26 protein-coding genes and 2 pseudogenes are annotated in these 25,294 nt (G+C 71.5%); 11 read left to right on the forward strand and 17 right to left on the reverse strand.

The window, feature by feature from the left end; all coding sequences use genetic code 11:
* Positions 1-45: 45 nt before the first annotated feature.
* Positions 46-204: a hypothetical protein gene (locus IEY82_RS11410; protein WP_189124037.1), complete on the reverse strand. Its 159-nt coding sequence runs from the start codon at positions 202-204 to the stop codon at positions 46-48.
* Positions 205-221: 17 nt separating this feature from the next.
* Positions 222-794, reverse strand: a complete 573-nt coding sequence (locus IEY82_RS11415; protein WP_189124038.1) for a dihydrofolate reductase family protein — start codon at positions 792-794, stop codon at positions 222-224.
* A 72-nt stretch (positions 795-866) separates the two neighbouring features.
* Between IEY82_RS11415 and IEY82_RS11420 the strand changes: the two genes are divergently transcribed.
* Complete coding sequence (locus IEY82_RS11420) at positions 867-1,439, forward strand: TetR/AcrR family transcriptional regulator (RefSeq protein ID WP_189124039.1); 573 nt, start codon at positions 867-869, stop codon at positions 1,437-1,439.
* Positions 1,440-1,564: 125 nt separating this feature from the next.
* On the opposite strand, the gene sigJ is transcribed toward IEY82_RS11420, so the two are convergent.
* A complete protein-coding gene (gene sigJ / locus IEY82_RS11425) occupies positions 1,565-2,449 on the reverse strand; it encodes an RNA polymerase sigma factor SigJ (protein WP_189124040.1) in 885 nt (294 codons plus the stop codon).
* Between the two features lie 34 nt (positions 2,450-2,483).
* Between sigJ and IEY82_RS11430 the strand changes: the two genes are divergently transcribed.
* From IEY82_RS11430 to IEY82_RS11450, 5 genes are all read left to right on the forward strand, one after another.
* A complete protein-coding gene (locus tag IEY82_RS11430) occupies positions 2,484-3,653 on the forward strand; it encodes an FAD-dependent oxidoreductase (protein WP_189124041.1) in 1,170 nt (389 codons plus the stop codon).
* Between the two features lie 144 nt (positions 3,654-3,797).
* Complete coding sequence (locus IEY82_RS11435; protein ID WP_225263074.1) at positions 3,798-4,367, forward strand: RNA polymerase sigma factor; 570 nt, start codon at positions 3,798-3,800, stop codon at positions 4,365-4,367.
* Complete coding sequence (locus IEY82_RS39850; RefSeq protein WP_189124043.1) at positions 4,367-4,927, forward strand: hypothetical protein; 561 nt, start codon at positions 4,367-4,369, stop codon at positions 4,925-4,927. The genes IEY82_RS11435 and IEY82_RS39850 overlap by 1 nt, the downstream gene beginning before the upstream one ends.
* A gap of 145 nt (positions 4,928-5,072) precedes the next feature.
* Positions 5,073-5,432 carry a hypothetical protein gene (locus IEY82_RS11445; RefSeq protein WP_189124044.1) on the forward strand — a complete coding sequence of 120 codons (360 nt, stop codon included), beginning with the start codon at positions 5,073-5,075 and terminating at the stop codon, positions 5,430-5,432.
* Between the two features lie 865 nt (positions 5,433-6,297).
* A complete protein-coding gene (locus IEY82_RS11450; protein WP_189124045.1) occupies positions 6,298-7,314 on the forward strand; it encodes a helix-turn-helix domain-containing protein in 1,017 nt (338 codons plus the stop codon).
* A gap of 45 nt (positions 7,315-7,359) precedes the next feature.
* Here the strand turns inward: IEY82_RS11450 and IEY82_RS11455 are convergent, their stop codons facing one another.
* The 7 genes from IEY82_RS11455 to IEY82_RS11485 form a co-directional block, all read right to left on the reverse strand.
* Complete coding sequence (locus tag IEY82_RS11455) at positions 7,360-7,818, reverse strand: S26 family signal peptidase (RefSeq protein ID WP_225263072.1); 459 nt, start codon at positions 7,816-7,818, stop codon at positions 7,360-7,362.
* Positions 7,815-9,662 carry an ABC transporter ATP-binding protein gene (locus IEY82_RS11460; protein WP_189124046.1) on the reverse strand — a complete coding sequence of 616 codons (1,848 nt, stop codon included), beginning with the start codon at positions 9,660-9,662 and terminating at the stop codon, positions 7,815-7,817. The genes IEY82_RS11455 and IEY82_RS11460 overlap by 4 nt, the downstream gene beginning before the upstream one ends.
* Positions 9,659-10,219 (reverse strand): TlpA family protein disulfide reductase, encoded by a 561-nt coding sequence (locus tag IEY82_RS11465; protein WP_189124047.1) that lies wholly within the window; start codon positions 10,217-10,219, stop codon positions 9,659-9,661. The genes IEY82_RS11460 and IEY82_RS11465 overlap by 4 nt, the downstream gene beginning before the upstream one ends.
* A 28-nt stretch (positions 10,220-10,247) precedes the next feature.
* Positions 10,248-10,781 carry a MauE/DoxX family redox-associated membrane protein gene (locus IEY82_RS11470; protein ID WP_189124048.1) on the reverse strand — a complete coding sequence of 178 codons (534 nt, stop codon included), beginning with the start codon at positions 10,779-10,781 and terminating at the stop codon, positions 10,248-10,250.
* Positions 10,782-10,991: 210 nt separating this feature from the next.
* Complete coding sequence (locus tag IEY82_RS11475; RefSeq protein ID WP_189124049.1) at positions 10,992-11,198, reverse strand: hypothetical protein; 207 nt, start codon at positions 11,196-11,198, stop codon at positions 10,992-10,994.
* 287 nt (positions 11,199-11,485) lie between these two features.
* Positions 11,486-11,986, reverse strand: a complete 501-nt coding sequence (locus IEY82_RS11480; protein ID WP_189124050.1) for a GNAT family N-acetyltransferase — start codon at positions 11,984-11,986, stop codon at positions 11,486-11,488.
* 174 nt (positions 11,987-12,160) lie between these two features.
* A complete protein-coding gene (locus tag IEY82_RS11485) occupies positions 12,161-13,033 on the reverse strand; it encodes an aldo/keto reductase (RefSeq protein WP_225263070.1) in 873 nt (290 codons plus the stop codon).
* A 284-nt stretch (positions 13,034-13,317) separates the two neighbouring features.
* On the opposite strand from IEY82_RS11485, the gene IEY82_RS11490 reads away from it, so the two are divergent.
* Positions 13,318-14,457, forward strand: a complete 1,140-nt coding sequence (locus tag IEY82_RS11490) for an NAD(P)/FAD-dependent oxidoreductase (protein WP_189124051.1) — start codon at positions 13,318-13,320, stop codon at positions 14,455-14,457.
* Positions 14,458-14,474: 17 nt separating this feature from the next.
* Here the strand turns inward: IEY82_RS11490 and IEY82_RS11495 are convergent, their stop codons facing one another.
* The 3 genes from IEY82_RS11495 to IEY82_RS11505 form a co-directional block, all read right to left on the reverse strand.
* Positions 14,475-15,167, reverse strand: a complete 693-nt coding sequence (locus IEY82_RS11495; protein WP_225263069.1) for a DUF998 domain-containing protein — start codon at positions 15,165-15,167, stop codon at positions 14,475-14,477.
* A gap of 279 nt (positions 15,168-15,446) precedes the next feature.
* Positions 15,447-16,715, reverse strand: coding sequence for an RNA polymerase sigma factor (locus IEY82_RS11500; RefSeq protein ID WP_189124052.1), 1,269 nt, complete (start codon positions 16,713-16,715; stop codon positions 15,447-15,449).
* A gap of 5 nt (positions 16,716-16,720) precedes the next feature.
* Entirely contained in the window at positions 16,721-17,062 is a 342-nt protein-coding gene (locus tag IEY82_RS11505; RefSeq protein ID WP_225263101.1) for a YciI family protein, read from the reverse strand.
* Positions 17,063-17,091: 29 nt separating this feature from the next.
* Between IEY82_RS11505 and IEY82_RS40300 the strand changes: the two are divergent.
* Positions 17,092-17,676: pseudogene (locus tag IEY82_RS40300) on the forward strand (LysR substrate-binding domain-containing protein); the annotation flags it as partial.
* Positions 17,677-18,516: 840 nt separating this feature from the next.
* Here IEY82_RS40300 and IEY82_RS40305 read toward each other — a convergent pair.
* Together IEY82_RS40305 and IEY82_RS11520 are read right to left on the reverse strand one after the other, a co-directional pair.
* A pseudogene (locus tag IEY82_RS40305) lies at positions 18,517-19,725 on the reverse strand (RNA polymerase sigma factor); the annotation flags it as partial.
* Between the two features lie 90 nt (positions 19,726-19,815).
* On the reverse strand, positions 19,816-20,148 hold the full coding sequence (locus IEY82_RS11520) for a YciI family protein (RefSeq protein WP_189124054.1): 333 nt from the start codon (positions 20,146-20,148) through the stop codon (positions 19,816-19,818).
* Between the two features lie 310 nt (positions 20,149-20,458).
* On the opposite strand from IEY82_RS11520, the gene IEY82_RS11525 reads away from it, so the two are divergent.
* From IEY82_RS11525 to IEY82_RS11535, 3 genes are all read left to right on the forward strand, one after another.
* A complete protein-coding gene (locus IEY82_RS11525) occupies positions 20,459-21,109 on the forward strand; it encodes a DUF998 domain-containing protein (RefSeq protein WP_189124055.1) in 651 nt (216 codons plus the stop codon).
* Positions 21,110-21,239: 130 nt separating this feature from the next.
* A complete protein-coding gene (locus IEY82_RS11530; RefSeq protein WP_189124056.1) occupies positions 21,240-22,073 on the forward strand; it encodes an SAM-dependent methyltransferase in 834 nt (277 codons plus the stop codon).
* A gap of 33 nt (positions 22,074-22,106) precedes the next feature.
* On the forward strand, positions 22,107-22,262 hold the full coding sequence (locus IEY82_RS11535; protein WP_189124057.1) for a hypothetical protein: 156 nt from the start codon (positions 22,107-22,109) through the stop codon (positions 22,260-22,262).
* A gap of 100 nt (positions 22,263-22,362) precedes the next feature.
* Here IEY82_RS11535 and IEY82_RS11540 read toward each other — a convergent pair whose 3' ends face one another.
* Positions 22,363-23,547, reverse strand: coding sequence for a hypothetical protein (locus IEY82_RS11540; protein ID WP_189124058.1), 1,185 nt, complete (start codon positions 23,545-23,547; stop codon positions 22,363-22,365).
* 112 nt (positions 23,548-23,659) lie between these two features.
* Positions 23,660-25,291 carry a dolichyl-phosphate-mannose--protein mannosyltransferase gene (locus tag IEY82_RS11545; RefSeq protein WP_189124059.1) on the reverse strand — a complete coding sequence of 544 codons (1,632 nt, stop codon included), beginning with the start codon at positions 25,289-25,291 and terminating at the stop codon, positions 23,660-23,662.
* Positions 25,292-25,294 lie beyond the last annotated feature (3 nt).

Below are 25,294 nucleotides of genomic sequence, written 5' to 3' on the forward strand. Positions count from 1 at the left end.
TCGGGCGGGATCTTGGTCGTTCTGGTGGGTGGAGCGCCGGTTCGCTCAGTACCCGCTGCGGCGAGGGGCGGCGGTCGGGCGGCGGGAGAGATTGGTCGGGCCCGTGGGTTTGACGTCGCGCGCCGGCTGGTCGTGGCGGTGCGACGATCGGGCCTGATGCTCGGTCTTGGCCTGGGTGATCGTGGCGGGGAGTTTGATATGCATGTCTCCTCCTTGGGGTGCTAAGCCCTGGTGAGCCAGGTGACCTGGGCGCCGTTGTCGAAGGACTCGCGCCGGTTCGGGGCGAACAGGGTGGGGCGGAACTGCCCGGAGAACATGGTGATGCCCGCGCCGGCCACCACGGGGTAGCTCTTGAGGATGAGCTCGTCGATCTCCGGAAGCAGGGAGGCGGCGAGTTTGCCGCCGCCGCAGAGGTAGATGTCCTTACCGGTGTCCTCGGACTTCAACCGCCGGATGAGCTCGATCGGGTCGCCGGCCTCCACCTGCACCGTGGGGTCGTCGATCGTCAGCGTGCTGGAGACGACGTACTGGCGTAGGTGGGAGTACGGGCTGGTGGTGGGTACGTCCAGGGCCGGCTCGTAGGTGCCGCGGCCCATCACCAGCGTGTCGAAGACCTTGTTGGGTGTGCCGTCCAGGCCGACGAGCTTGCGGACGTGGGTGGGGAGCGTCTCGGGGTAACGGTCGTTTATCCAGGCGACCATCTGATCCGACACGGGGTAGAAGTCGAACTCGTCGTTGGGTCCGGCGATGTACCCGTCGAGCGAGACGGCGATGTAGTAGACAAGCTTTCGCATATCGATTCACTCTCTATGTAGTACTCTGTTTGGAGTGGTCAAAACGTAGTACTACAGACGGAGTGGTGTCAAGTGCGGAAGAATCCCGAGCGGCGGCAGGCGCTGATCGACGCGGCCATCGAGGTGCTGGCCAGGGAGGGCGCGCGAGGGCTGACCTTCCGGGCCGTCGATGCGGAGGCGGCGGTGCCCCCGGGCACGGCGTCCAACTACTTCGCCAACCGCGACGACCTGTTCACCCAGGTCGGCGGACGCATCTATGAGCGGTTGCTGCCCGACGAGGCCACGATCGCCCGCGGCCGGGAGGGCGTGCAGGACGAAACCCGCTACACCGAGCTCATGCACGAACTGGTGGATCGGGTCTCCGCCTTCAACTCCGGCTACCTGGCCCTGCTCGAGCTCCGGCTGGAGTCCACTCGGCGTCCTGAGCTGCGCGCCGTGCTGACCAAGCGCATCCGCGAGGACATCGACGCCAACATCGGCTACCACGCTGCTTCGGGTCTGCCCGGCGACTCGACCGCGGTGGTGCTCCTCTACCTCACTCTCAACTGGCTTATCGTGGAGCGGCTGACACTGCCCGACATCTTCACCGAGCAGGAGATCCACGAGCTGGTGGACGCCGCCGTGCGAAGATCGCTGAATGCCTGACCTGTGAGGCCGCCCGGCGATTCCGGGATACGATCACTCCTCGCCTTTCGCGGCCTGCGCGATCCGGGCCATGCGAACCGTCGCAGCCTCCACGCCGTCACCGAATCGACGAGCGGCGAGACGCCTCAGGTCAGCCGGCCGGCATCCGGTTCGCTCGTCTCCCCCGATCTCGGCAGTTTCGCCGGGTTGACCACCAGGTTCAACTCGGTGATCCGGCCACCGCTGATCTCGAGGCCGACCACGCCGATCACCTTCGCCTCCAGGCTCAGCACGACACCGTCGCCGCCGGCCAGTCGTACCGGCCGGACGGCCACGCCGGCGTAGCGGCGGGCAAGCCCGGCCAGCAGCGTCATGACCTGCTTCCGGCCGTGCACCGGCACGCGCGCCGCGTGAACCGCGCCACCGCCGTCGGAGCGGAGCACGACCTGGGGATCGAGCAGGTTGACCAGTTCCGCGAGGTCCCCGTCCGAGGCGGCCTTGAGGAAGGTGGCGGTGATCCGCCGGTGCTCCTCGGCGGAGACCGGTACCCGGGGTGGCGCGGCGGCGCGAACCCGCCGACGCGCCCGCGACGCGAGTTGCCGGCACGCCTGCGGGGTGCGGTCGACCACGGTCGCGAGCCGGTCGAAGTCCATGCCGAACACGTCGTGCAACACGAACGCGACCCGTTCGGCAGGCGTGAGACTCTCCAGCACCAGGAGAACGGCCGTGCGTACCGACTCCCGCATCGCGCTCACCTCGCCCAGGTCCGAGTCGTCGTAGGCGAGCAGCGGTTCGGGCAGCCAGGTGCCGACGTAGGTCTCGTGGCGGGCGCGGGCCGAGCCCAGCATGTCGAGGCAGATCCGGGAGGTCACCGTCGTGAGCCAGGCCCGCGGGTGCTCCAGGTCCGCGGGCGCGGAGGTGCGCAGGCGGATGAACGCCTCCTGCACGGCGTCTTCGGCATCCGCGGAGCTGCCCAGCAGGCGGTAGGCGACGGCGAACAGGTAGCGGTGATGCTGGCCCCAATCGTCCATGTCACATGATTCTCGTCTACGTCGTCATCCGGTCATGAAGAGGATCACTGTTGTCGGCGGCGGGTTCGCCGGGCTGGTCGCCGCCATCTCCTGCGCCGAGGCCGGAACACAGGTCCGCCTCCTGGAGGCGCATCACACACTCGGCGGGCGAGCCCGCGCCACCGCACCGCCGTACGTGGCCCACGACGGCCCCCACGTGCTCTACCGCGACGGAGCCTGGTGGCGATGGCTCGCCGAGCGCGATCTGCTCGGCCCGCACTCCGGCGTACCGCTACTCGGTCTGGCCGGATTCCGGTTCCGCCACGGCGATCGGCTGCGCCGTACCCCGCCGCCCGCGCTGTCGCGGGTGCTGGCACACCGCCGTCGACGCGCACCGGTCGACATCGACTTCCACACCTGGATCCGCGGCCACCACGGAGAGCAGGCCGCGTCGGTCGCGTCGAACCTCATGGGAGTGGCGACCTTCTACGCGGAGCCGGGCCGGCTCTCGGCCGCGTTCGTCTGGGAGCGGCTGTTGCGCGTGTTCGCGCCAAGGCCGCCCGCCCGCTACCTCACGGGCGGCTGGAACGGCCTCATCGACCGGCTCGCCGCCCATGCCCGCGCCCTCGGCGTCAGCATCGAGACCGATGCGCGCGTGACCGACCTGCCCGCGCCACCGGTCATCGTCGCCACCTCGCTGGACGCCGCGGGCCGCCTGCTCGGCACGACGCCGCCCAGCGTGGAGAGCGGCCGGACGCTCCTGCTGGACCTCGCCGTACGCGCCGATCGTCGCGACGTCTTCGTCGTGTCCGACCTGGACGCGGCCGGCTGGCTGGAGCGCTACAGCCTGCCTGACCCGAGCCTCGCTCCGCCCGGCGAATCGCTGATCCAGGCCCAGCTGCCCCTGCGGGGAACGGAAGGCAAGGCCGACGCGCTGGTGCGGCTGGAGGAGTTGGTCGACCAGGCGCTGCCCGGCTGGCGCGAGCGGACCACCTGGCGGCGTCACAGCGTCGCCAACCGCCGCACCGGCGCGCTGGACCTGCCCGGTCAGACCTGGCGCGACCGGCCGGCCGTAGACCGCGGCGACGGCGTGTTCCTCGCCGGTGACATGGTCGCCGCGCCGGGCCTGCTCAGCGAGGTGTCCTTCCACAGTGCCATCGCCGCCGCGCGCGGCGCCCTCGGCGAGCCCGCGAGGAAACCGACCGCCCCGCCCGCGATCCACTGACCTCCACCGAGCCGGCCGCTGCCCCGGGCGGGCGGACGCCCGCCCGGGGCTGTCGCTCGCCCGCACCCGCACCGCGTCGTAATGCATTCCGGGGTTCGGTCAAGTACAAGGTGTAAGCACTGTTGGACGAAGGGAGCCCGGCTCGTGCGGCTCAACGAGGTGGAACCGGCGGACCCGTTAGCCGGGACGCAGGCTTTCGAAACCTTCTACCTGCGGCATTTCGACGCGATGACGCGATTCGTCGCACGGCGGGTGACCGACCCGCACGCGGTGGCCGACCTGACGGCGGAGACGTTCCTCGCGGCGCTGCACTCCCGGGACACCTACCGGCCGGGACGGGGCAGCGAGACCGGATGGCTGTACGGCGTGGCGCGGAACGTGCTGTCGCTCCAGCGACGCCGCAGCGAGCGGGAGGCCCGCGCCGTCGAACGGGTCGTCGCGCGCCGGCTGCTGGACGGCGACGACATCGCCGACCTGACCGACCGCATCGACGCCGAAGAGCCCGCCCGGCGGGCACTGTCGGCCATGGCCGACCTGCCGGAAGGGGAGAGGGCGTTGCTCGAACTCGTGGTCATCGACCAGCTGACGGTGGCGGAGGCGGCCCAGGCCCTGGGCATCAGGGTCGGCACGGCCAGAGTCCGGCTGCATCGCGCCCGCCGGACTCTGCGGAAGGTACCCGGCGTAACGGCGGCTCTCGTGACGGAAGGACTGTGATGACGGTGTCGTTCAGGGACAAGCTGCTCGAGGAACTGCGCGCGGAGGCCGCCACGGTCCCGTGGGAACCCCGGCCGGCGCGCCGACCCGCACGCCCGCTGGTGGCCGTGGCGGGGTTGGCCGCAGCGGTGGTCGTAGCGGTGGCGGTCGTCGTGCCGCTGATGTCGGACACGCCGGCGTTCGCCGTCGTCAAGAATTCCGACGGTACGGTCACCGTGCGGATCAACGAGTTCGTCAGGCCCAAGGAACTGGAGCAGAGGCTGGGAGAGGAGGGCGTGCGAGCAGTGATCGATTACGTCCCCCACGGACAGACCTGCCGCGAGCCGCGAGGGGAGATCGTGCCTCAGCCGGACAGGATGCCGCTGAGACGAGCTGAGGACTCGATCGACTTCTCGGTCGATCCGGAGGATTTCGGGCCGGACGAGACGCTCGTCGTCCAGATGCACTCCGCCAACGGCGACCCGGTCAAGAGCCATGGAGGCAGCGTCGGGGTCATCCGCGGACCGGTCGCACCCTGCGAACTCGTTCCAGCCGAGTTCAGCGGCGTCGAACGCGAGTGACCCGGCCCAGGTGCAGCGGGGCCAGTTCGGGAGCAGGCTGGAGCCGAAGAGGCAGAGGGGCTGATCCAGCGCGCGCGGCCAGTGGGCCGTCCCTGCGGCCGGGATGGCCCCCGGCGCGAACCCGACCCGGCACTAGATTGCCGACGTGGACTGGACCGACATTTCACAGCTCATGGGCTGCGACGATCCCGCCGAGGTCGACGCGGCCTTCGAACGCCGCGAGCCGTTGACCGGCGTGGCGGTGCTCGGTCTGGCGCTGAACGTCCTCGATCCGGGTCTGGTCGCGCCGCGGCTGCAGAGAGCCATGGCCGACACCGACGCCGAGATCCGGCGTTGCGGTGCGTTGGGGGTGGGACACATGGCCCGGCTCAACGGGACCGTGGATGACGAGTCGATCGCCCTCCTGCGGCAGCTCGCCGAGGACCCGGTGCCGATCGTACGCGGGACCGTGGGCGATGCGCTCGACGACGTCCGCATCTTCGTTCGACGCTCTGACCTGCCGTGATGGGTATGGCGGAAGCGCAGGGCCCGCTTTGAAGGCTGGAAGGAGACGATCGACTCCGAAGAGGTCGTCGACGGGCCGATAATCTCGTCATTCATCGTGGCCCCGCGTGACCGAGCGAGCGGCGGTGGACTACTACCTCGTGCTGACGGGACCCGCGTCGCCGCCGGCTTCGTCGCGAGGCACCAGTCGCCCGTGGCGTATCGAGTCGGTGCACCTGTTCGATGCCGAATGGTTGCTCGCTGAGCTACGGGCACGCGGCGTCAGGATCGGCTCTGCTTCCAGTGTGCGAGCCGCGCAGTGGTCCGCAGCCGAGATCTACCCTCGCGCCAGTAACCAGGCGCTTCCCGTACGCCCCGAGCAGGCTGAGCTACTACGCCTCTTAGCCCTTCGATGAGCGTGGGCTGATCTTGCCCAGGGCGACAGGGTCAACGCCGGGACCGGTTCGAAATGGTTGATATCAAAACCATCCCGTGAACGACAACCCGTGAACCGGCTGGAAGAGCCTGATGGGTGCCCTGGCGATCGGTTCGGTGATGTGACCTGATCACGAAAAGTGGGCCAGCGCCCAGGTTTCGAGCGGCGTTGACAGAAAATCCGCATTTCTCCCCCCTGGGTTGAGGACCGGATTTGCGTGCCTATGTCCCTGATATGGGGTGCAACGGACGAGTCGCAGGAAATGTCGGATAGCTGATGTTCACTGAGTGCCAGGGATTGCCACTTCAAGCCAGCTGAGAAAGGTGCTTGGTGGCGCGGCGGCCTGGTCCTTCCGCCGCCGGTGCCGCATTCCTGCTCGCGGCTCGCTCGTCACGCGCGGGCCGGGGGCTGTGGCCGACACGCCGCCGACCGTTCGGAATGGGGAGCGACGGTGATCACTTCGGTGCTACGACTCGACGACGTACCGGTCAGCGAACGGTTCGACTTCTGGTGGCAGGCCGTGGCCCGATCGGTGGTCTCGGTCAGCGCCTCCAGTGACCGGGAAGCCGACTTCTGGGCCGAGATGACGACGATCGACCTCGGTTCGGTACCGATCTCCCGGATCAAGTGCGTCGGCTTCGAGGCGCACAGGAGCATGAGCAGGATCCGCAGTTCGGATCCCGAGGCGTACCTGATCTCTCTCGTCTTACGCGGCATCGCGGGGATACAACAGGAGGACCGCGAGACGCTCCTGGCGCCGACCGATCTGATGCTCTGCGACACCTCCCTTCCCTACAAGGCGTGGACGGCGAGCGATCCGCGTGACACGGCGACGGCGCGGCACCAGGCCGGCTCGGACGGCATCATCTTGCGGATCCCGCATGACGCTCTGCCGTTTCCCGTCCCGGAGATCCGTCGTCTGCTGGCCGCCGGGATCACAGGCCGGCAGGGCGTCGCCGCGCTGCTCAGTGACCTGCTTCGCGGAATCGTGACCCGGTCCGACGAGCTGTCGGTCGCCGACGTGGGTCGGCTGTCCACCGTCACTCTCGATCTCGTCATCGCCGTGCTCGCCCACGAGCTGGAAGTCGCCCCCACTCCGCTTCTGACCGACCCCAGCAGGACACTCACTCTGCGGATCCGGGCGTTCATCGAGCAACGGCTGGGACAGGTCGATCTGTCGCCCGCCGTCATCGCCGCCGCCCACCACATCTCCCTGCGCCATCTGTACCGGATGTTCCAGCAGGAAGGACATACCGTCGGCGGCTGGATCCGACAGCGGCGGCTGGAACGCTGCCGTCGCGCCCTGGCCGATCCCCGGCTGGACGGCATACCGATCAACGCCATCGCCGCTCGGTGGGGTTTCCCGAACGATTCGCACTTCAACCGCACCTTCCGCAGGGCCTTCGGCGTCACCCCGGCCGGTTACCGGTGGCAGGCGCGGAAGGGGCGGCTCATCGGGGACAACTGACGGCCGGCCCGTTCGTCACCGCCGCTGACAGGGATCCGGGGGCGGTCAGCGAGGGCTGGGGGCGGCCGCGCGGCGGACCACCACGCCGAGCAACCGGTCGCCGGGGACGTAACCGCAGTGGCGGGAGTCGTAGGAGTCGGCGGCGTTGTCGCCGGAGACGACCAGGCAGTCGTCGGGGACGGTCGTCTCGGGGACGCGGGCGAGGGCGTCGAAGCCGCTCCTGGGCACGGGGTCGCCGGGGGCGGCGGTCACGCGCTTGATGCTCCAGGGCTCCCTGACCGCGAGGTTCCAGGCCGGGGGATAGCTGAGCCTGACCACCACCACCTGGCCGGTCCGCACCGAGCCGATCGGGGCGCGGCGGACCCAGACGCGGTCGCCCGAGCGGTAGGCGGGTTCCATGCTCGTGCCGGACACGGAGACCATGACGTAGCGGAGGCGCAGCCACAGGACGGCTCCCGCGACAGCCGCCGCGCACACCGCCAGGCTCACGACGACGACGCTCACTGCGGGAATCCCTCCGGTTGGCGCGTGGCGGTTTCGGCGTAGCCCTGGGCCTGGAGCCGGAACATCCGCGCGTACGTCCCGCCGGCGGCGAGGAGTTCTTCGTGGGCGCCCTGTTCCTTCACGGCGCCGTCGCCGAGCAGGACGATGAGGTCGGCGTCCCGGACGGCCCCGAGCCGATGGGAGATGAGCAGGCTGGTGCGGCCGGACCTGATCATGCGGAGCCGGGTGTGGATGTCGTGCTCGGCCTCCGCGTCGAGGCCCGCGCTCGGCTCGTCGAGGATCATGAGGTCGCGGGACCGGCGGAGGAAGGCCCGGGCCAGGGCCACGCGCTGCCACTGGCCGCCGGACAGCACCACTCCCGTCTGCGTGTCGTCGTCGCCCGAGTCGCCGAAGAACATCCGGGTCAGCAGGGTGTCGTAGCCGAGGGGCAGCCCGCGAAGGGTCTCGTGCACGCCCGCCGTGCCGGCGGCCGTCTCGATGCGGCCGCGGTCACCGAGCGCGGTGAGGTCGCCGAGGGCGACGTTGTCGGCGGCGCTGAAGTCGTAGGCCATGAAGTCCTGGAACACCGCGCCGATGCGTGCGCGCAGCGCGGCGGGATCCATGTCCCTGATGTTGACGCCGTCCCACAGGATCGCGCCCTTCGTGGGGTCGTAGAAGCGGCAGAGCAGCTTCACGATCGTGCTCTTGCCCGAGCCGTTGTGGCCGACGAGCGCGAGTGTCGTCCCGGCGGGAAGGAACAGGTTCACGCCGCGCAGCACCCACGGATGCCCGTCGCTGTAGCGGAACCACACGTCGCGCAGCTCGATGCCGTGGCGCAGCGTGGGACTGTCGAGCGGTTCCGCCGGGGCGGGCAGGTCGGGCCCGTCGTCCACCACCGCCGCGTAGTGGCCGAACATCATGAGCTGCTGGTGGCCGCCGGCGATCGAGTCCACCACGGAGTCCAGCGCGCCCTGCACGCCCATCACCGCGGCCACGAACATGGACACGTCGCCCACGGTGAGCTGCCCCTGGACGGCCGCGAACACGGTCCAGGCCAGCCCGGCGCCCGAAACCGCCGCCGACAGGGTCGCGAGCGCCGCATGGACCAGTTGCTCGCGCCGGTCGAGGCGGCGGCGGGCATCGTTCGCGGCCATGCGGTCGGCGAGCATCCGCCCGCGCAGGAAGACGCCGAGCCCGAACAGCCGGACCTCCCTCGCCGCGTTCACGCTGGTCAGGAGGTCGCTGTAGAAGAACTCGCGGCGCTCGGTCGGGCCGATCGACAGCAGCACCGCCGCCCTGAGCCGCGAGAGCCGTACGGACATCATCAGGGCAGGAACCCCGGCCGCCAGCACGATGAGGGTGATCGCCGTGTTGATCACCAGGAGCGATCCGACGAACCCGGCGAGGGTGAGCAGGCCGCGGACGAAGCCGAGGACGTAGTCGACCAGCCGCCCGGGGGTGTTCGCGCTCTGCTGGGCGAGCCGCAGGCGGTCCAGGAAGGCGGGGTCCTCCAGCCGGCTGACGCCCACGGCCCGGTCGAGGGCGGTGAACAGCTCGTCCTGGGCGGAGAGCCCCACCCTGCGGTCGATCTCCCCCCGCAGGTACTGCGTCGCGTACGGCACGGCCGCGTTCACCAGGCCGGCCGCCGCGAGGCCGGTCACCAGCCCGGCGACCGCCGAGATGGAGCCGGCCGTCACCACCGTGTCGAGCGTCAGCTTGGTCAGCCAGGCGATCGCCACCGGGAACGCGGCCGTCAGCAGGGTGACGGCAAGGTAGCAGGCCATGGCGGAGGGGGCCGACCGGCAGGCGAGAACGATCGCCCGGATCAACCCGGCCGCCAGCGGGCGGCGGTCGGACGCCGTCATCTCTCGGCGGGCGCCGCGAGCCTGGCGACGTCACGCTCGACCGCGAGGACCGTCCCCTCGCTGTTGACCAGGCAGAACGCGGGGTATTCGGTGACGGAGAAGGCCCTGGCGACCCCGCCGGCGTAGTCGTCGTCCACGACGACCGTCGCCACCTGCCGTAGTTCGGCGGCCATCTGCGCCGTCGCGGCCTGCTCCCCGGGCGCCACGATCGCGAGGATCAGGCGGCGGCCCCCGATGCGCTCGCGGGCGTGGGCGAGGAATCCCGGCAGCTTTTCCACGCAGGGCGCGCAGCCGGGGCTGAAGAACGCCACCAGCGTCTCACCCGACAGGGAACTCCTGCCGATCTCCTCCCCGTCGAGGGTGGTCGCGGTGAACTCCTCGACGGCGGTCCCCACCGCAGGCAGCCCGCCCTCGAACGTCCCCGCGGGCCCGGCCCGCAGCAGCCCTTCGAGATGGGCGGTGTGCTCTTTCAGCCGGCGGACGATGCCGAGCGTCAGGACAAGATCCAGTGCGCACACCGCCCCGACCAGGACGATGGCGGCCCACATCACGGCCATTGCGTGCTCCCTTCGAGCGTCCCGACGGCTACGACAGCCTCGGGCCGAACAGTTCGCCGAGTTCTTCGAGACGTACGACGATCACGGCCGCCGCGAGCGCCGCGGCCGCGGTGACCGCCAGCCCGGCGGCCTCGGCCGCGCCGAGCGGGCCGGGGTCGAACGTCAGCCCCGCGGCGACCGCGCCGAGGAGCAGTGCGTTGCGTACGAGATGCCACCCGCTCAGCGGCGCCGACCCGCCGAAGCACCGGCAGGCGGTGGCGACGCCCCGGCGCAGGGCCAGCGCGATGGCCAGCCCGAAGGCGGTGACGAGTACGCCCGCGAGAATCAGCGCCACGAAGGGCGCGGGGGCCAGCAGCAGCACCACGGCCGCCTCGGCGGCCACGACGAGGGGGGCGACCAGCCTGGCGGCGGCAGTCGGGGCGCTCCCCGAAGGAAGGAGGGCGCCCAGCAGTTTCCGCGTCGACTCCACGAACTCCCGCCGGTCCCCCCTGAGCTTGCTCACGACGGAGACGGCGAAGACGAGGGCGACGAGCCAGCGACATCCGAAAGCGAGATATTCCACGCGTACTCCCAGCGCGAATCCGACCGGCCGGTGATTCCGGGGCCGCCGTGCCCGTGGCGGGCCACGGCGGCCCCGTGCCTCCCGCCGGTCAGCAGAACCGCCGGTCAGCAGTAACCGCCGGTCAGCGGTGATCGCCGGTCAGCCTGCAGCCCGTGCACGCCGAGCGGCTGAAACGGTGTTCGACGACGGTGTTCGACGTACGTGCCGTCGCTAGCAGCTGCCGCTGGTCGCCGTGCAGCCCGTGCACGCCGAGCCGCTGAAGCAGTGTTCGATGTAGGTTCCCCTCCGGCGGGTGCCGTTGCTGTAGACGATGCAGCAGGTGCGCACGCACTGGCAGGGACCCGACGCGAGGACCGTCATCCTGGGGACCAGCCGCTCCAGCAGCCTGTCGCCGAACCTCGTGATCGTTTCGGTCATGGACATTCACCTCCCTTCGAGATCTCGTGTGCCGAGGCAGTCGCGTGACCGTGAACAAAGAGGTAAAGGGGATGGGGGCGCCCGGGTCCGTGTGGCCGTCGGCGCCGCCGGTCATCGGGGTGGTGAAGAGTACGATCCGGCCGGTTGCGGGTGCGGTGTCTGCCTCATGAGGCCATTCCCCGTTCGATCGCTCCTGGCCATGAGCATGGCACGGGCGGGCATCCGCCGCTTTTCCGTGCGTGCCACGCCTGTTGCTCGTGCGTGCCAGGATTCGCGAGGGAGGGGGGTCACGGCCTCCTGGCGGCGAACCTGGCCGTCGCGTCGTCGCCACGCACACGTCGCAACCCGGCCTTCTCCAGGACGCGGACGGAGGCCACGTTCGCCAGGTCCACGTCGGCGAACACCTCGTCCACGCCCGGAGCGGTGAGCCCGAAGGCGGTCATCGCCCGGGTCGCCTCCGTGGCGTACCCGCGCCCACGCCGGGACTCCACGATCCCGTACCCGACCTCGATGACGCCGTCGTCGGGCGGCCAGAACAGCCCGATCGCGCCGACGGCCAGACCGCTCTCCCGTTCGACGATCTGACGCTGGCCGTACACGTTCATGGCCTCGGGGCGCTCGGCGATGAAGCCGGCGATGCGCCGGTCGGCGGCGGAGGGGAAGTCCTGCGCCCAGTGCGCGAGCCGGCGGCCGCCGACGACCGCGGCGACGTCGCCGGGGGGCCACAGACGCAGCACGAGCCGCTCAGTGGTCACATCCACGCCGGTCGGTGAGAAGGAAGGGGACACGCGGCACTCCTGATCGTTCGTACGCCTCGGGGACGCGGCCCCCGGGCGAGGACGGACTCATCGAAGGAGCGATCGACGTGGATCCATCCCTATCGAACCACGATTCGGAGACCGTCGTCCTGTCGGTGCTTCAGGGATCGACGGCCGCCCGACGACCGGAGGGAGCGTCACGTCTCATCGCGGCTGGATCCGATCGAGCCGCCGCCACCGGTCGTCGCTCAGCCGCAGGTTCGCCGCGGCGACGTTCTCCTCCAGGTGACCGATCGCGCCGGTGCCGGGGATCGGCAGCACGACGGGCGAGCGGTGCAACAGCCAGGCGAGCGAGACCTGCGCCGCCGTGGCGCCGAGTTCGGCCGCCACGGCGGTGATCTCGGCGGTCGCCCTCGCCACCGCGGGGTGGACGGGGCGCCAGGGCAGGAAGGCGATCCCCGCCTCGGCGCAGGCGTCGAGCACGGCCTCGTGCTCGCGATCCAGCATGCTGTAGCGGTTCTGGACGCTCGCGACGTCGATGATCCGCAGCGCCTGCTGGAGCTGGCCGACGGTGACCTCGGACAGTCCGATGTGACCGATCTTGCCCTCGGCCTGGAGGTCGCGCAGCGCACCCAGCTGGTCGGCGAGCGGCACCTCCGGGTCGACGCGATGCAGTTGGAGCAGCTCGAGCCGGTCGACGCGTAGCCGGCGCAGGCCCTGCTCGACCTGGTCGCGCAGGAAGTCGGGCCGTCCGCAGATCGCGGCCTCGTGCGGGGGGCTCGGCGGCGCGACCCCGACCTTCGTCGCGATGAGCAGGTCGTCAGGATAGGGGTGCAGCGCCTCGGCGAGGAGTTCCTCGTTGGCGCCCCAGCCGTACAGGTGCGCGGTGTCGATCAGGGTGACGCCCAGCTCGACGGCGCGCCGGGCTACGGCGATGGCGGCCTCGCGAGCCGGTCGGGGTGCGGTCGGCAGGTGCATGGCCCCGAACCCGAGCCGTCGCACGCTCAGCTCACCCCCGATGCGGAACGTGCTCGACGGCAGGTGCCGGGGGAACGTGTCCAACTCGTTGTTACTCACCCCCGCAACCTAGCGGCGCCCGGCACGCTTATCGTCGCCCTGTCAGGGCCACTCTCCCTACGCGCGCCGGCCTCGATGGCCGGGAGGCTCTGCTCGCCATGATGGTGGTGGCGGGGACGAGCCAGACCAGGAAGAAGGGGTGGAGGACGAAGTTCAGCCGGCCGCCAGAGGCAACGACCGAGACCCACGATCAAGATCCGGAGTGTGGCGGCGGTGTGAAGGTATGGGGCAGGTAGCGTGCAACCCGTGGCGCCGACGGGGCAGCGCTCCTAGCGTCGCAAGGTATGCGGACAGTGGACGTCCTGGTGGTGGGTGCGGGCCTGGCCGGCCTGCGCACGGCACTCCTGCTCGCGCGGCGCGAGCTGAACGTGATGGTGGTCGACCGCCGCAGGTCGCTGTCGGCGGGCATCCGCACGACGGGGATCTTCGTACGCCGCACTCTCGATGACTTCGACCTGCCGGAGCACCTGCTCGGGCCGGGTATCCGGGACGTGCTGCTGTATCCGCCGTCGCGGCGGGCGCCGATCCGGCTCACCAGCGACCGGGACGAGTACCGGGTGGCCGACATGGCGGCCGTCTACGAGCACGCGCGTCACGAGGCGGAGTCGGCCGGGGCGCGGGTCCTCCTGGGCGTACGGTATGTCGGCGCGTCGAACGGTTTCGTACGGTTCGCGGGTGCGGAGCCGGTGACGGCCCGGTTCGTCATCGGCGCCGATGGCCCCCGCTCGCGGGTGGCCCGTGATCTCGGCCTCGACGTCAACCGGCGCTTCCTCGTCGGTGCCGAGATCGTTCACGCGATCGAGTCGGGCGCGAGCGTCCCGGCGTTCCACTGCGTGCTGGACCCGCGGGTCGCTCCCGGGTACCTGGGCTGGGTCATCGACGACGGCCGGCATGCGCATGTCGGCGTCGCGGGATATCCGAACGCGATGCGCACCGGCCTCCGCCACCTGCTGGACGCCTTCGCCGCGGACGCGCCCGGCCGGGTGACGCCGGCCGGCCCGGTCGAGCGTCGAGGTGGTCCGATCCCGGTCGGCGGGGTGCTGCGACGGTTGGCGAGCCCCGCCGGGCTGCTCGTCGGAGACGCGGCGGGCGCGGTGTCGCCGCTGACGGCCGGTGGGCTGGACCCCTGCCTGCGCATGTCCGAGCTGGCCGCGGCGGTCACCGCCGGCTACCTGCGTACCGGTGACCAACGCCTGCTCAGCCGGTACGACGGGAACACGTTGCGGGCCAAATTCCGAGGACGGCTCTGGCTGCGCCGCGTGTTCGCCGGCATCCGATCCCCCGCTGCGGCGGAGGCGGCGGTGACCGTGCTGCGGGGGCGTGCCGGTCGTGCGTTGGCGGCCCGCGTCCTGTTCGGCGACGGCTCGTTTCCCGAAGTCGACCCACGGCTCGCGGATCTGGCGACCGGCCACCGTCGCCGGTGACGCCGACCGGCTCGCGATCACGTCGTGCTGCTCGTCGTACCGGTCTGGCCGGGGTTCTCGGCGCGCAACCGGCAGGAGATGGCGACGAGCCAGCTGGAGATGATCACCGCGCCGGCGGCGAAGCGCAGGCTCGCGCTGTCCTCGCTCCACGGCGGGACCGTGAGAACGAAGGTGGTGATGCCGGCGGCGGCGCTGTACGCCGACCAGCCGCGCCGTCCTTGACCGGCGAACCGCCGGGCGAACACGAGACCGGCCGCGATCAGGGACAGGAAGGCCGCGGCGGCGAAGACCGTGTGCAGGGCGCTGTTCACGCTGAGGTGCTCGGGCACGCCCTCGGGGGCGCCGACCGGCCAGCCCAGGGCGGGGTCGGGGGCGAAGAGTCCGCCGCCGATCATTCCCACGCCGTAGACGCCGACCAGAGCCGGCCCGAACCTGCTCGCCCGTCCGGGACGCAGCGTTCGCCGGAGGCCGACCGCGAAGAGGATGGCCAGCAGGCCCGTGACCACGAAGTTCGCGACCTGGATCCAGCCGAGGTCGCCGAGGGTCAGCGAGCTCAGCGCGTGCCGGGGGAGGTCGAAGCCGTCGCGGGTGAAGGCCTGCGCGAACGAGGTGACGGGGAAGAGCACCCCGGCGACCGCGCCGCAGCTCAGTAGGAGCGCGGTTCGTCGGTGCTGGGTGGGCATGATGCCCGTGGCGGATGTCGCGGTCAAGTGCTCGGTCCTTTCACGACAGGGGCGTCCCGTGTGGCGGCGCCGTACGGCATGACTACGAACGGGAGGCGGCCGGATGGACACACGTCCGCGGATTCACTGAACGGGCGGCGGGATGGACACACGTCCGCGGATTCACTGAACGGGCGGCGGGATGGACACACGTCCGCGGATTCACTGAACGGGCGGCGGGATGGACACGCGTCCGCGGATTCACTGAACGGGCGGCGGGATGGACACGCGTTCGTGGATTCGAACGCGCTCGGTCGGGTCGTGGAGTCAGGCGCCGGGCTGCTCGACCGCGTGCAGCCTGCGGCGCAGGTGGGCGCGCTCGGGCTCGGCGCCGGCCAGGCCGAGCGCCTCCCGGTACGCCGCCGCGGCCTCGGTGAGCCGGCCGACCCGGTGCAGCAGATCGGCCCGCGCCGTCGGGTAGGGGGCGTAGCCGCGCAGCGCCGGCTCGTCGGCCAGTCCGTCCAGCAGCGCCAGCCCGGCCTCCGGTCCGTCGCGCATCGCCACCGCCGCGGCCCGGTTCAGCGCGACGACGGGAGACGGCGTCAGCGTGAGCAGCACGTCGTAGAGCGCGACGATCTGCGGCCAGTCGGTGGTGGCGAGGGTCGCGGCCTCGTTGTGCAGGGCGGCGATCGCGGCCTGTACGCCGTACGGACCCGGGAGGCCGCCGGTCAGGGCGGGCGGCACCAGGCCACGGCCCTCTTCGATCATCGTGCGGTCCCAGCGGCCGCGGTCCTGCTCGTCGAGCAGCACCAGCTCGCCGTCCGGGCCGGTCCGGGCGTCGCGCCGGGCGTGGATCAGCAGCATCAGCCCGAGCAGCCCGGCGACCTCCCGTTCGGCGGGCATCAGCCTGCGCAGGATCCGGCCCAGCCGGATGGCCTCCTCGGCGAGGTCCAGCCGCTGGAGGCGCGGGCCCGAACTGGCCGCGTACCCTTCGGTGAAGATCGAGTACACCACCTGGAGCACGCCCGGCAGCCGCTCCGGTAGCTCGTCCGCGCCGGGCACCCGGAACGGGATCCGGGCCTCGCGGATCTTCTTCTTCGCCCGGACGATCCGTTTGGCCATCGTCGCCTGCGGGACGAGATAGGCCCGCGCCACCTCGGGGGTGGTCAGCCCGGCCAGGCAGCGCAGCGTCAGCGCGCCGCGGTCCTCGGCGGGCAGAGCCGGATGAGCGCAGGTGAAGAACAACTGCAGTCGCTCGTCCGGCAGGTCACCCTGGGCCACGTCCACGGTCGGCGCCGCCCGTTCGGCCTCCACCTGGAGGATGGCCAGCCGGGCGGCGAACGCCTGGTCGCGGCGGAGCCGGTCGACCGCCTTGCGGCGCGCCGTGGTCATCAGCCAGCCCCCCGGCTTGGGCGGGACGCCGTCGACCGGCCAGCGGGTCAGCGCCGCCTCGATCGCGTCGGAGGTGACCTCCTCGGCCAGGTCGAGGTCGCCGAAGCGGCGGACCAGGGCGGCGAGCAGCCGGCCGTGTTCCTCACGGAACACCGCCTCGACGGACGCCACCGGCGCCCCGCCGCCGGCGGCCCGGTCGCCCATGGGCCTCAGCCGCCGAACTCGGCGACCGGCCGCACCACGACCGAACCGCCGCCGCGCGCGCCGGGGCAGCGGGCGGCCCAGTCCAGCGCGACGTCCAGGTCGGGCACGTCGATGACGTAGAAGCCGCCGAGGATCTCGCGGGTCTCGGCGAACGGGCCATCCGTCACCGTCCGCCCGCCGTCCCGGCCGACGCGCACCGCCGTGGCGGTGAGCAGGTCCGCCAGCGACTCTCCGGAGACCCAGATCCCCGCCTCCCGCATCTCCTTGTCGTAGGCGATCCAGTCCTCGACGGTGCACTCGTCGGCGGCGTCGGCCGTCTCGGCGGACGCACTCTGGATCAGCAACATGTACTTCACGATCGCACTCCTGTCCTGTTGTGGCGTGTGCGGCGGTCTCGCCGTACGACATCACCACGAATGGGACACGGCCAGATGGACACGTTCGCGAAGAATACTTCTACGACCTGACACCGGCACCTCCTGCTCGCCCGCCGAGACCTGCCCCGACCTGCCAAGACGGTCCGAGACGGTCTGAGACAGGCCGCGACGGACCGCGACGGGCCGAGACTCGCCGACGGACTGCCGCAGCGGTCCTGCATCCTCGACCTGGCGCTCATCGGCGCCGCGACCGCCGCTCCCGACGGCCTGGACGCGTTGACGATCATCAGCGAGCGGCTCGTCGCGGTGGTCCCGGCCACGCATCCCCTGGCGCGCGGGACCGGGTCACCCTGGCCGAGCTGGAGACCCATCCGATCGTGTGCATGTCACCGGGCACCGGCCTGCGCGCCGTGTTCGACCAGGCCTGCGCGGCGCGGAACCGGCACCCGGTGATCGCGCTGCAGGCCAGCGCGGGCGACGCCATCGCCGACCTCGCCGCCCGCGGGCTCGGCGTCGGCATCCTGAGCGAGTCGATGGCCGCCCGCTACCGAGACCGGCTCACCGCCCGCGCAATCCCGCCGTACGTGAGCTGCTCTCGTACGGCCGGCGCGCGTTCACGGAGCACTGATCAGTCTCGTACGACGCGCGGCCCGCGGCTTCTCGAAGTCGTCGAGGGTCGCCGGTCATCGGTTGCGAAGCTGGCTGAGCGTGTGGCCGGTGGCCTGCTTGAACAGGTATTCGGCCCGCTCGTACGAGAGCCTGCGACGGCCGGTCTCCGGGCACAGGTCGGCCGGAGCGGGCCGACGGCCGGGGCCGGGCCTCCGGTCCGACAGGAACAGGGGGCCACGGCGGCGGCCCGCGACGAGGCCGGGCAGGAGCTCGGCGGTGCCGGACCGCCAGCTGATCCAGCGGGACCCGGCGGCCGTCTTCCCGCGCCGACCGGCCAGGTCGAGGTCCTCGACGTTGAGGGCGAGCACCGAGCCGACCGGCGCCGCGCTCTCGTGCAGCATCAGCCAGAGCGCGCGTTCGCGCAGGCCGAGACCGGGGCGCTGCCACAGCGCGGCGAGGCGCGGCGGGTCGATGGGACGGGTGCGGCCACGGGGCTCGGAGCGGCGGATCAGCCCGGCCGCCAGATCGCCGGACAGCAGACCGTGCGCGCCGGCCCAGGCGGAGAAGGAGCGGATGGCTCCCCGGTGCCGGTTCCACGTGGCGGCGGCGGCGTCTCCCCACGCGGACGCGCAGATCTCGGTGACCCGCGCCGCGTGCACGCCGCGCAGCGGGAGGTCGTCGCCCAGCTCGCGGCGGAGCCGGCCCAGGGTCTGCCCGTAGGAGCGGACGGTCGCGGGGTCCAGCTCGGCCCGGCCCAGGAAGGCGGTCGCGGCCTCGGCCAGGGTGCCGCCCACCTCGGGGACGGCCGCGGCGGCGCAGGTCGCGGCGCGGTCGAGCAGGATCGTACGCTCGGGCAGGTTGAGGGTGAGAGCCGCGGCCCGCTCGAACTCCCGCCTGGCCTCCTCGTGCCGGCCGAGCCTGGCCAGCAGGTCGCCCCGCACGCTGGGCAGGCGGTGATAGCCCTTGAGCGCCGGCTCGGCGAGCAGGGTGTCGGCCAGTTCCAGGCCGGCCTCGGGGCCGTGGGCCATGGCCAGCGCGACCGCCCGGTTGAGCTGCACGACCGGCGTGGGCAGCACCTGGGCGAGCAGCGCGTAGAGGGCGGCGATCTGCTCCCAGTCGGTCTCCTCCGCGCTGCGGGCCCGCGCGTGGCAGGCGGCGATGGCGGCCTGCAGCACGTAGGGGCCGAGGGGGCCGCCGGCCTGCCTGGCGCGCAGCAGGGCGGTGAAGCCGCGGCGGACGAGCAGCAGGTCCCAGCGGCCGCGGTTCTGCTCGTGCAGCGCGATCGGCTGACCCTCCGGCCCGGTGCGGGCGGCTGACCGTGACGCCTGGAGCTCCATCAGGGCGACCAGGCCGTGCACCTCGGCCTCGTCAGGCGCGAGCCGGGCCAGCAGGCGCCCCAGGCGCAGCGCCTCGTGGCAGAGGTCGTGACGGATCCAGTCGTCGCCGGCGGTGGCCGTGTAGCCCTCGTTGAACACCAGATAGATGACCTCGAGCACCGACGACAGACGGACGGCCCGGTCCGGCCCCGCCGGGACCTCGAAGGGCACCTTGAGGTCGGCGAGCGTGCGCTTGGCCCGGACCACGCGCTGCGCGACGGTCGGCTCGGCGACCAGGAACGCCCGCGCGATCTCCTCGGTACGCAGGCCGCCGAGCAGCCGCAACGTCAGAGCCACCCGGGCGTCGTGGGACAGGGCCGGGTGGCAGGAGACGAACATCAGGCGCAGCACGTCGTCGCCCACGTCGTCGTCCAGCGCCGCGTCGAGGTCGGCCTCGGCGGTGTCCGGCCGGACGGCGAGCTCGTGCGCGAGCTGCTCGTGTCTGACATCGAGGCGCTGGTCGCGCCGCAGGTGGTCGATGGCGCGACGTTTGGCGACGGCCATGAGCCAGGCGCCCGGATTGCCGGGGGTGCCCGACGCGGGCCACTGTTCGAGGGCGGCGAGGAGCGCGTCCTGTGCGAGCTCCTCGGCCAACCCCACGTCGCCCACCATCCGGACGAGCCCGGCGATGATCCTCGCCGACTCCATCCTCCAGACCGCGTCGACCGCGCGGTGGGTGTCTCCGGACGTCACGTGCTCGATGAGAGCATCCGCCCGGTCGCGCACGCAACCCGCCGATCAGTCCTCCGGGCCGAAGACCTGCTGGATGTTGCCCTCGCCGGAGCCGACGACCTTCCAGAAGCGCCGGGAGAGCTCGATGGCCTCCTCCTGCGAGCGCGCCTCGATCAGCGCGAAGCTGACGATCGCCTCCTTCGCCTCGGCGAACGGCCCGTCGGTGACGGTCATCGTCCCGTCGGTGGCCGTGACGTGGACGCCCACCGGGTCCAGGCCGCCGGTCGCCAGCAGCACCCCGGCCTGGGTCATCTCCTCCACGAGCTTGGCCATCTCCGCGTAGACCGCCTCGTCCGGGGCCGCCGCGCCGTTGGCCTTGGTCGTCATCAGGAATCGCATCGTGGTGTCTCCTCGCGCTGGTCGGGGTGATCGGTCCGTGCCGATCTCTGGCTACGCATCGATCGGGCGCCGCGGAAATCGACACTAACCGTCCGACCAGGCGCTCCTCACCCGATGTGACAGGGAATGCAGTCTTCCGCGATGTGACAGGGAATGCAGGCCGAAGCGCGTTCGCCCAGGTCGGAGGCGTGGAGGCGGGAGGTGTCGAGTCCGGACCGGTCCGTTCGACGCGTCAGCGAGGCCGGATGAAACCGGCCTCGGAACACGGGCAGCCGGCGGATCTCCCGCCCCCCGCGAAAGGACACACACCATGACCACCGTCCAGCTCCACACCGCCACCCCGGCGACGCGCACCCTGCTCGCGGGCTCCGTCGTCGCCGCGCCGCTCTTCGCGGTCGTGTCGCTGACGCAGGCCTTCACCCGTGAGGGCTTCGACCTGCTGCGCCACCCCATCAGCATGCTGAGCACGGGCGACCTCGGCTGGCTCCAGATCGCCAACTTCCTGGTCAGCGGCGCCCTCACGGTCGCCGGGGCGATCGGGTTGCGCCGCGTTCTGCGCGGCACGCCCGGCGGGACGTGGGCGCCGAGGCTGGTCCTGGTCAACGGGGTGGCGATGGCCGCCGCCGGAGTCTTCGTCATGGACCCGGGCGACGGCTTCCCCGCCGGCACCCCGCTGGGCCAGACGGGCACGATGAGCTGGCTCGGCGTCATGCACATGGTCGCCGGCTCCATCGCGTTCACCGCGCTCATCGCCGCCTGCTTCGTCCTGGGCCGCCACTACTCCCGCGCCGGGCGTCCCGGGTTCGCCGCGGCCTCGCGGCTCGCCGGGCTGATCTTCGCCTTCGGTGACGGCTGGGCGATGGCGGGCGGGCGCGCCGGCTCCCTGACCCTGTGCGTCGGCGCGATCACCGCGATGGTGTGGATCGCCGTGGTCGCGGCGGACCAGCGGGCCAGGGCGTGAGACAGGGGGTTCGCCGTCGCGCTCTGGGTGACGGAAGCGAAAAGCGCATTCCGGCGCGAGAAAGTAGGACTTATGATGATCGCTCTGTGTCCGCCTGAAAACGGACGACCGACCGGCAAAAGGGGATCGCGTGAGCGACCAGGACCGTGTGCCCGCCGGGATCGACGCCCGCGTCCCGAGCGTCGCCCGCATGTACGACTACTACCTCGGCGGCAAGGACAACTTCGCGTCCGACCGGGAGGCGGCCGAGAAGGTCATCGAGATCGGCCGGCAGATGGGCAACGACGCGGGGGAGATCGCCCGGGCCAACCGCGCCTTCCTCGGCCGGGCCGTACGCCGGCTGGCCGAGGCGGGAGTGCGCCAGTTCGTCGACCTCGGCGCCGGGCTGCCCACCCAGGACAACGTGCACCAGGTGGCGCGGCGGCACGCGCCCGACGCGCGGGTGGTCTACGTGGACAACGACCCCATCGTGCTGATCCACGCGCGGGCGCTGCTCGCCCGTGACCCCGAGACCATCGCCCTGCCCGGCGACCTCAGAGACCCTGACGCGATCATGGACGATCCGCAGCTCCGCGCGCACATCGACGTCAAGCGTCCGTACGCCGTGCTGATGGCCGCGGTGCTGCACTTCATCCCCGACGACGCCGAGGCGGCTGGGATCGTCCGGCGGATCCGCGATCGGCTCACCCCCGGCAGCTACCTCGTGGTGTCGCACATCTTCCAGGGCAACGCCGCCGAGGACGTGGCCACGGCGGGCAAACAGGTCTACACGACCACGACCTCGGGCGGCATCACGGGCCGCGGGCCCGACCAGCTCTCCGGCTACTTCGACGGCCTCGACCTGCTTCCGCCCGGCGTGGTGCCGGTCGCCCACTGGGATCCGGAGAAGCCTCCGGCCTCGCCCGTCGACCTCAGCCGTCCGGGCATCCTGGCGGGCGTCGGCCGGGTCCCCGATGCCGGGTAGAGTTCCCTCCCGTACTTGGTGAGGGGATATGTGGTGTCGAAGATCTCGGTGATCGCGGCGGTGGCGGCCCTGGCCGCGCTGGTGCTCGCCTTCGTGGTCTCCGAGCCGCTGCTCGTCGCCGGGCTGTGCCTGTTCGCGCTGCTCTGCCTGGTCGGCTGGTACGTGCTGGAGCGCCGCGACCGATCCTGATCGGCGACCGGGGCCCCGGCCACCGCGTTCTGCGCGCCGCGATGGCCGGGTAGCGAGAGATACGCGGGCGGCGACCGCCCGGTTCAGTCGCGGGGCCCGGTCAGGTGGAGTTGACGTACTTGCGGGGCCGCAGGGCGTGCGCCCGGAGCGCCGCCAGCGAGGCCAGCTGCCCCACCCGGGTCATCCGGATCGCCAGCTCGTCGCCGAAGGCGAGTTCGAGCGCCGTGAGCTGCTCGACCAGCTCCGCGACCGGCTTGGTGACGTCGTCGAGCCCGGTCCGCGGGTGCCAGCCCTCGCCACCCACCACCTCGGCGACCCGCTCGCGCAACTGGGCGGGCGACATCAGCACACCGTCGGCGAGCAGCATGAGCGCCGCCTCGCGGGCCGACACCTCGAACTCGTGCTCGCCCCGCGCCAGCAGCAGCCTGGTGACCGCCTCCCACATGGCCTCAGGCGAGTCGAGCAGCCGCCTGCCCTCACGGGTGAGGGTCAGGGTGGCGCCGTCGCGGCTGAGCGCCCCCAGCTCGCGCTCGGCCAGCTCGCGCAGCCGCAGCGCAGGCGCGGAGGGGGCCAGCCGCATGGGGATGCTGGTCTCGGACGCGGCCAGCGCCAGCAGCCGGCGCAGGGCGGGGATCGGCTGGGCCTTCACCGGCGCGTGCAGCCGCACCTCGAACGGCTGGGCCAGCTCCCGCCTTGCGGGGCCGCGCCCCAGCACCCAGCGGTTGAGCCGCTCGCCGTGGACCCGGTGCAGCCAGTTGTCGCCGCCCAGGTCGGCCCGCGGCTGGGTGAGCCAGCGCCTGGTCAGCGCGACCCGGTCGACGTCGTCGCCCGAGATGATGGCCAGCTCCAGGGCGGCCGAGCAGGCGATGTGGGCGCCCAGCTCCTCGGGCCCCATGATCATGCTCCACTGCAGGTCGGGCACGTTGGGAGGGAGCACTCCCGTGGCCTCCAGCGCCTCCTGGTAGGCCGCGGTGCCCGCGTCCTCGCCGTCGCGGGCGTACGTGCGCAGAATCCGCGCGGTCGTCGGTGACTCGCACAGCGCGGCGTAGCGCTGCATGCCCCCGAGCTGGAGCAGGCGGCCGAGCGAGCGGGCGAGCCGCTCGTGGTCGCCGCCGACCTTGAGCGGCAGGGTGTACCAGAGGAACTCGCAGACGTCGAGTTGGGTGACCGTCTCCAGGGGCTCGCCGCCTGTCAACCACTCGACGGCGGTCCTGGCCTCGTCGGCCAGGTCTGGATCGGAGCGCTCCAACTCAGCTAGGAGAGCGGTGACGTCTGGTGCACTCATGCCTCGAAGTTTGCCGTATCGACCCCGGGGCTGACGATGACCGAAACCGGTGCGTATTGGGTCTTGCACAGCAACTACCCTACGGAATCACTATGAGCGGACTGTAATCGGGCTAGATCCACCGTTTGTCGAACAGCATCCTGGCCTTCCACTCGGTGTAGGGGATGAGCTCGGCGGTCAGGATCGGGTGGAGCCACCAGAAGTTGATCAACGCGAGGAGCGCGAACGCCCCGACGGCGGCGGCGCCCAGGGTGCGTCGCATGGGCAGGGGGCCGCCGAGGCTGTGCGTGGACGGTCCGATCAGCACCCCGGCGCAGAGTGTGATGGCCAGCACCATGAACGGCACCATCGGGATCGCGTAGAACAGGAACATCGTGCGGTTCTGGGCGATGGCGAAGTAGAACCAGGGCAGCCAGCCCATGGCGTAGGCCAGCAGGACGGCCCCGGCCCGCCAGTCGCGTGAGGCGACGTACCAGGCGATCAGCGCCACCAGCGCGGCGAGCGCGCCGAACCAGATCACCGGCGTGCCCACGCCCAGCACGGCCTCCGAGCAGTCCTTGGCCCCGCAGGTGTTGTCGCGGCCCTCGTAGTGGAAGGCCACGGGCCGCAGCAGCAGCGGCCACTGCCAGGGATCGGACATGTACGGATGGGAGGTCTCCAGCCCGTTGTGGAAGGAGAAGACCTGCCACTGGTACTGGATCCACGACCGCATCGAGTCGAAGAGGAAGAACCCCGGCCCGGACGAGGTGGCCTGCTCCCACTTACGGCCGTAACCCTCGGCGCTGACGAACCAGCCGATCCAGGTCGCCATGTACGTCATGAACGGCGCCATGACGAAGGCCGCCAGCCCGGTGGGCACGTCCTTGGAGAAGGCGCCCAGGTAGGGGTGACGCAGGCCGACGGCCCGGCGGGCGCCGAAGTCCCACAGCAGCGACATGATCGCGAACGCGACCGCGAAGAACAGCCCCGACCACTTGACGCCCATCGCCAGCCCGAGGCAGACGCCCGCGGCGATGCGCCACGGGCGCAGGCCCAGGTAGGGGCCCTGCGGGGTGAGCGGGGAGGTCTCGTACCAGTCGACCAGCCGCTCGCGCGCCCGGTCGCGGTCGACCACCAGGCAGGCGAACGCGGCCAGCACCCAGAACATCAGGAAGATGTCGAGCAGCGCGGTCCGGGAGAGCACGAAGTGCAGCCCGTCGAGCGCGAGCAGGAACCCGGCGAAGCAGCCGAGCAGGGTCGAGCGGGTCATCCGGCGGGCAACGCGGGCCAGCACGAGGATCGACAGCGTGCCGATGACCGCCGCGGCGAACCGCCAGCCGAACGGCGTCATGCCGAACAGCCACTCACCCGCGCCGATCATCCACTTGCCGACCGGCGGATGGACCACGTAGGAGGCGCACTTGTCGAGGGCGTCGGCGGCGCACTTCTGCCAGATGTCGGTGTCGCCGGCCAGGATCGCCTTGTCGGCGTCCTTGATCGTGACCCGCTCCACCAGCCACGTGATCAGGGAGTAGGCGTCCTTGGCGTAGTAGGTCTCGTCGAAGACGACGGCCTTCGGGTGGCCGAGGCCGGCGAAGCGCAGGACGCCGCCGAAGATCGTGACGATGATCGGCCCGAGCCAGCCCCACAACAGGCTGCCGCGCATGGGCGGGACCATCCGGTCGCGCACGGATCGCGCCCGGGAATCGTTCTCGTCGGCCTTCGGCTTGCCGAAGGCTTGGTACGGGAAGTCGGTCACCGCCATTCG

It is taken from the genome of Nonomuraea cavernae, from assembly GCF_014646355.1.
GTDB lineage: Bacteria > Actinomycetota > Actinomycetes > Streptosporangiales > Streptosporangiaceae > Nonomuraea > Nonomuraea cavernae.